The organism is Bartonella sp. AA1HLJMS (genome assembly GCF_042197445.1).
Classification (GTDB): domain Bacteria; phylum Pseudomonadota; class Alphaproteobacteria; order Rhizobiales; family Rhizobiaceae; genus Bartonella.
This window is the reverse complement of the sequence record NZ_JBHIRW010000054.1, coordinates 1-5,954: the sequence shown is the minus strand read 5'-3', so window position 1 is coordinate 5,954 and position 5,954 is coordinate 1. Positions and strand designations below refer to the sequence as shown.

General features: G+C 37.4%; 3 protein-coding genes. All 3 read left to right on the top strand.

Annotated features, from left to right (window positions below; all coding sequences use genetic code 11):
* Nucleotides 1–560: toprim domain-containing protein (locus ACFIQE_RS08400; RefSeq protein ID WP_375621892.1), on the top strand; the 560-nt coding region annotated here is incomplete at its 5' end.
* A 12-nt stretch (nt 561–572) separates the two neighbouring features.
* On the top strand, nt 573–2,180 hold the full coding sequence (locus ACFIQE_RS08395) for a YfjI family protein (protein ID WP_375707526.1): 1,608 nt from the start codon (nt 573–575) through the stop codon (nt 2,178–2,180).
* Between the two features lie 596 nt (nt 2,181–2,776).
* A complete protein-coding gene (locus ACFIQE_RS08390; protein WP_375707525.1) occupies nt 2,777–5,251 on the top strand; it encodes a DEAD/DEAH box helicase family protein in 2,475 nt (824 codons plus the stop codon).
* Nucleotides 5,252–5,954 lie beyond the last annotated feature (703 nt).

Below are 5,954 nucleotides of genomic sequence, written 5' to 3'. Positions count from 1 at the left end.
GGCAACAAAGCCAACCAATCAAAAATACTTTAGCAGAAACCTATTTACGTATGCGGGGTATTACATGTGATTTGCCTACTGATTTACGCTTTTACGACAAATGTCCACACCCCTCTGGGGGTACACTGCCCGCGTTAGTGGCTCTTGTTAAGGGTGCTGGTTCCTTTGCCATTCATAGAACCTTTTTAAAAGACAATGGCTGCAAAACAGATCAGAAACCAGCAAAAGCCATGTTGGGATCTGTAACAGGTGGTGCTGTGCATTTAAGTCAAGGCAATCCCAAACATCTGGTCATTTGTGAGGGCATTGAAACCGGTCTGGCTCTTTTGTCTGGGTTGTTATCAGAGCCCGTTGATTTATGGGCGTCTCTTTCAACCAGTGGCATGATGCGTGTGAATTTACCCCATACAAAAGGACGTCTCACCATTGCAATGGACGGCGATGATGCGGGTCGTAAAGCAGGTTTTACCCTAGCTGCACGTGCTTATAGCCAAGGCTTTGAGGTCTTTATGATGCAAGCTCCAAAAGGAACCGATTTTAATAACGTATTACTTTCTTAAAAGAGGGAAACTATGAAAGATAGTAATTTACAAAACAATAATGAAAATACTCCCATCAATGATAACGATAATGTCTCTTTAAACGAAAATACTTGTTTAAAAGCCATTTCTTATGAACAAGCCTTGCAACAAAATGGTTGGGGGCAATTACAACCGATTGCTACGGCTCTCTTACCCGTCGAGCCTTTTAAAATATTCCTGCTTCCAACACCATTAATAAACTATGTTTATGACGTTGCTGATATTCAACAATCTTCTATCGATTTTGTTGCTGTTTCTGCTTTATGTGGATTATCTGCTGTCATTGGAAATGGCGTGCGTATCGCTCCCAAAAAACATGATAATAATTGGAAAATTGTTCCTAATCTCTGGGGTGCTCTTGTGGGGCAACCTTCAACACTCAAAACACCTACCATGCAAGCCGCTTTAACTCCTCTCTATGCCTTTCAAGAGGAATGGCATCAAGAATGGTTAAAGAAGAAAGAACAGCAAGAAAAGAAAGATATTCTTATTGAATTAGATAAACGAGAAAAGAAAAAACAAGCCTATAAAGCACTCAAAGATCAAGATGAGGAACAAGCCCTTGCCCTTCTTTCACAATCTATTGAACACAAAGAAAGTGATGATAACACTCTTGATAAACGACGTCTTATTGTCAACGATGTGACTGTCGAAAAGCTTGGGGAACTCTTAAAAGAAAACCCCCGTGGTCTCTTGATGGTACGAGATGAATTGGCTGGGTTTTTAGCTAATATGGAAAGAAAGGAATACCAAACAGACCGTGCCTTTTATCTAACAGCTTTTAATGGCAATACGTCATACACCTATGACCGTATTGAACGTGGAACCATTCATATTCCCAATGCAACCATTTCCATTATTGGGGGCATTCAACCCTCACGCATTATTCCCATTATTCAAGCCATGTGCCATGGAATAAATGATGATGGTTTCATGCAACGATTTCAAATGATTGTATGGCCCGACGAACGAAAAAAGCGGTTATGGACGGATAGATCTCCCAATCAAAAGGTATGGGAAAGCTATCAAGGGGTCTTTCGTTCTCTTTATGATAAACCGTTAGGCTCACCAAAGCATCCGATAACCATACGCTTTTCTGCTGAAGCTCAAGAAATGTTTCGTGTATGGTGGGAAAATTTTCAGAAAAAAATAAATAGTGGTCATTTCTCTACAAATTTACAATCGTATCTTTTGAAAATGGATAAAACCATACCAACCCTTGCGTTGATTTTTGAATTGACCGAAGGGGGTCGTTTTGAAATCAATAGAAATGCTCTTGAGAGAGCCTTGTATTGGGAAAAATATCTGTTAAGTCATGCCAAACGTCTTTATGCGGCGCATGATACATTAGCAACAGAAAGTGCAAACTTGCTTGTCAAGCGCTGTGATTATTTACCTAATGTTTTTACTGCACGGGATGTTTATAAACGTGATTGGAAATGTTTAACAGACAATCAAACCGTTAAGCAAGCTTTAGAGCTTTTATGTCGTTGTAACTATATTCGTGAAATCTCTGGAGAGAATAACTCCCAAGGCGGTCGACCTACCATACGTTATGAATGGCACCCCTTAGTGAAAAGTCATAAAACATTTCAATGAATGAATTTTAAATTCCAATAAAACATATAACTTATGTATTCATAAAATGAAACCTTCAAAACATTTCCCATCTATTGGTTTTGGAGGTTTTGGGGGTTTTGGAGGTGCTTTTTATTCCCCTCTTTATATATTTTAAAAATCAAAATAAAAGTCATTATATTTCAATATGTTAATTTTTATCAACTTTTCAAAAAACAATCTATATCAACATTACAACCTGTAAATTCAACTTATAGCATAGGTTTTGTAGGGGTTTTGGGGGTATAGGGGGGGGTATATGCTTTTTATCTTTCTTACAAAGCAAGCAATAAAAGCCTATCAAAACATACATTCTGATATCTTAAAAGCACATATCAAATTTGTCTTTTTTCCATAAAACGAACAGCAAATTTCACTATTTTGCTGATCTTACCTCATGTCATAGGCTGTGGATAAGTAGCCTTTAATAAAATTTCTTTTTAAGCAGGTTGTGGGTCTTTAGCACCTTTTTTTTATTTTATTATTGCTATTTGTTTTAAATAGATCTAGCAGATTCTATTTAAAGTTTTTTGACACCGATAGATCAACGCTTATAAAGCGGTGGGGTTTTATTATAAATGCTTCAATCTCATAACAAATCACTGACATTACGCTCTCTGTTACAATCCTACCGTGATCATACAGAAAATGCGCGCGATAGAGGAACTTCTTTTGAAAAGTTTGTAATTGCTTATTTGACGCAAGACCCTCTACAATGCCAAGAATATGAAAAGGTTCAAACCTATTGTGAATGGGCAAAAGAGCATGGAGAAGATGGGCGTGATATCGGCATTGATCTGGTTGCTAAAATTCGTGATGAAGAAGGATATGCCGCTATTCAATGTAAGTTTTATAGTGCAAATCATCAGATCAAGAAGGAAGATATTGATAGCTTTATTGCTGCCTCGGGAAAAAAGATCTTCACACGCCGTATTCTGGTTGATAGCACCGAAGGTAATTGGAGTAACAATGCCGATCTCACCTGTGAAGGACAAGGAGTCCGCATTCAACGGATTAATCTTTTCGATCTGGAAAACAGTCAAATAGATTGGTCAACCTTTGAAAGCAAAGGGGAAGCTACTCTTAAGAAAAAAGAACCGAAAAAGCTTTTAGATCATCAACAAGAAGCGCTTAAAGCTGTTTGTGACGGTTTACAAGAAGCAGACCGCGGCAAGCTGATTATGGCGTGTGGAACGGGAAAGACCTTTACCAGTCTGAAGATAGCAGAAGCTCTTGCTGGTCAAGGTAAACGTGTTTTATTCCTTGTTCCCTCTCTTTCTTTAATGTCACAAACAATAAGAGAATGGACAGCAGATACAGCAATACCCTTGCGTTCCTTTGCGGTGTGTTCTGATACACAAGTTGGTAAGCGTCGTAAAGCCCAAGATGATGCTGCCGAACTCGATGTCTCGGATCTCGCTCTACCAGCAACAACAGATTCTCAAAAGCTTGGAGAAAAAGCCAATAAGGTTTCTCCTGATGCCATGACTGTGGTCTTTGCTACCTACCATTCGATACAAGTGATTTCGGATGCGCAAAAGAAATATGCTTTACCGGAATTTGATCTGATCATTTGTGATGAAGCACACCGTACCACTGGAGCTGTGTTAGGAACAGACAAGAGTGAATCTGAGTTTATCAAGGTTCATAATAATAGCCTTATTCGGGGCAAGAAACGTCTGTATATGACAGCAACCCCTCGTATCTTTAGTGATAATGCCAAAAAACAAGCTAATGAGATTGATGCTGTTCTGGCTTCTATGGATGATGAAGAGCTTTATGGAAAAATCCTTTATTCTTATAGTTTCTCCCATGCTGTAAAAAATGGACTTTTAACGCCTTACAAGATTATCGTTTTAGGTGTTGATGAAGGAGAAGTGAGTAAATCTATCCAGCATCTGATGACAGATGAGAATTATGAACTTATTCTTGATGATAGAACAAAGATCATGGGTTGTTATCAAGCTCTTACCAAAATGGATCTGAAAATTGATCTTGGGGATGATACAAGACCCATGCACCGGGCTTTGGCTTTTTGTAGAGATATTGATACTTCTGAACGCATATGTAGAACATTCAACGATGAAGAAGTTAAGAAAGATTTACGTAATCTTCATGAAAACCATAAAAATATTCCCCCTCTTAACTGTCAAGTAGATCATATTAATGGAAAATCTGGTGCCAAAAACCGTACGATAAAACTTGATTGGTTGAAAGAAGATGCGGGTGAGAATGTCTGCCGTATATTAACCAATGTACGCTGCCTTTCAGAAGGTGTTGATGTTCCTTCCCTTGATGCGGTTATGTTTTTACACCCGCGTAAAAGCCAAGTGGATGTGATACAAGCAGTGGGACGTGTGATGCGTCGTGCAAAAGGCAAAAAGATGGGCTATATCATTTTGCCGGTTGGTATTCCTGCTGGTGTTTCACCAGAAGAGGCATTAAAAAACAATAAGAGATACAGTGTTGTCTGGCAAGTTCTCAATGCTTTGCTTGCCCATGATGAGAATTTTAGTAAAACCCTTAACCAGATGGTCTTAGGACAAGACGTAAGCTCTATCATCGACATTGTTACAGTTTCTAAAAAGACCGAATTAGAGAATGTCACCACGGTTATTGACGAAATCACGCTCCACGAAAAATCGGAACAATCCGGACTTCGTATTGGGACACAAGCTCATGAACCGCACCAAACATATGAAGGACAAGGAAGATTGCCCTTTTTTGTTGAGTTTCCCAATGCTCTCAAAACACTGATTGTTAAAAAATCTACTATGAGTGATTATTGGGGCATTTGGGCTGGCAATGTTGCTGAGATTGCACAAAACCATATCACACGCCTTCAAACTATGCTTTCTGATCAAACAAGCGAAGCTTATCATGCCTTTGATGCGTTTTATAAAGAATTAAAAAACAACTTAAACAGTGAGATAAAGCAAGAAGAAGCGATTGAGATGTTAGCGCAACATCTTGTGACGCGTCCCGTGTTTGAAGCCTTGTTGATGCTCTATATCATATCAAAAAACACAATAAAGTCAATAGTTTGTTTGTAATTATTTTATATGAATCCACTTAAGAATCCACACTTTTATACGTGATTCATTTGACCATTTTTTATATAAGATTGGCATGTATGAATAGACCATAAAAAGCAAATCATGATACAAATATTATAACGCATGTGTGTATTCAAATGAAATGAAAAGCCGATATCATTCACAACAGTTTATAAATTTTATGATATGTTTTTATCACTCAAAATCGCATTGTTTAAAAATTAGTTGTTTGGAATTATCGATAACATACGTTTAAAGATCACATCTTGTTTTAATGATTGGATTGTTAATCGTATGATAAAAACACAAGATTTGCAGTCCTCAAAATTGGGGAGCGCAAAATCTAAAGTTGTTATAGTATCCTATAAGAAGGTAATCATTTAAAACTTTTATAAGCTTATGGGTTTAATTTATAAAGATTGCATAAAAGGATTTAAAGACAAGATCGATTTTATAACCACGGTATTTTTTACCGAGGTAGGAAATAAAGGTCATGAAATTCAAAACGTCATATCTTATAAATCAAAAGCCTTTTAATGAATAGATTGCAGGCTAGTCTTTAAGAATGGAACTATTCGCTTCCACAAAAAAATGGAGGCAAATAATGCCATGGCAGTAGAATTACTATCTACTTTAGATTTGGTACTAAAAACGTTTTAAAAGTTATAGTTTAAAAATACGAAACCAAATGAGCTCTTTC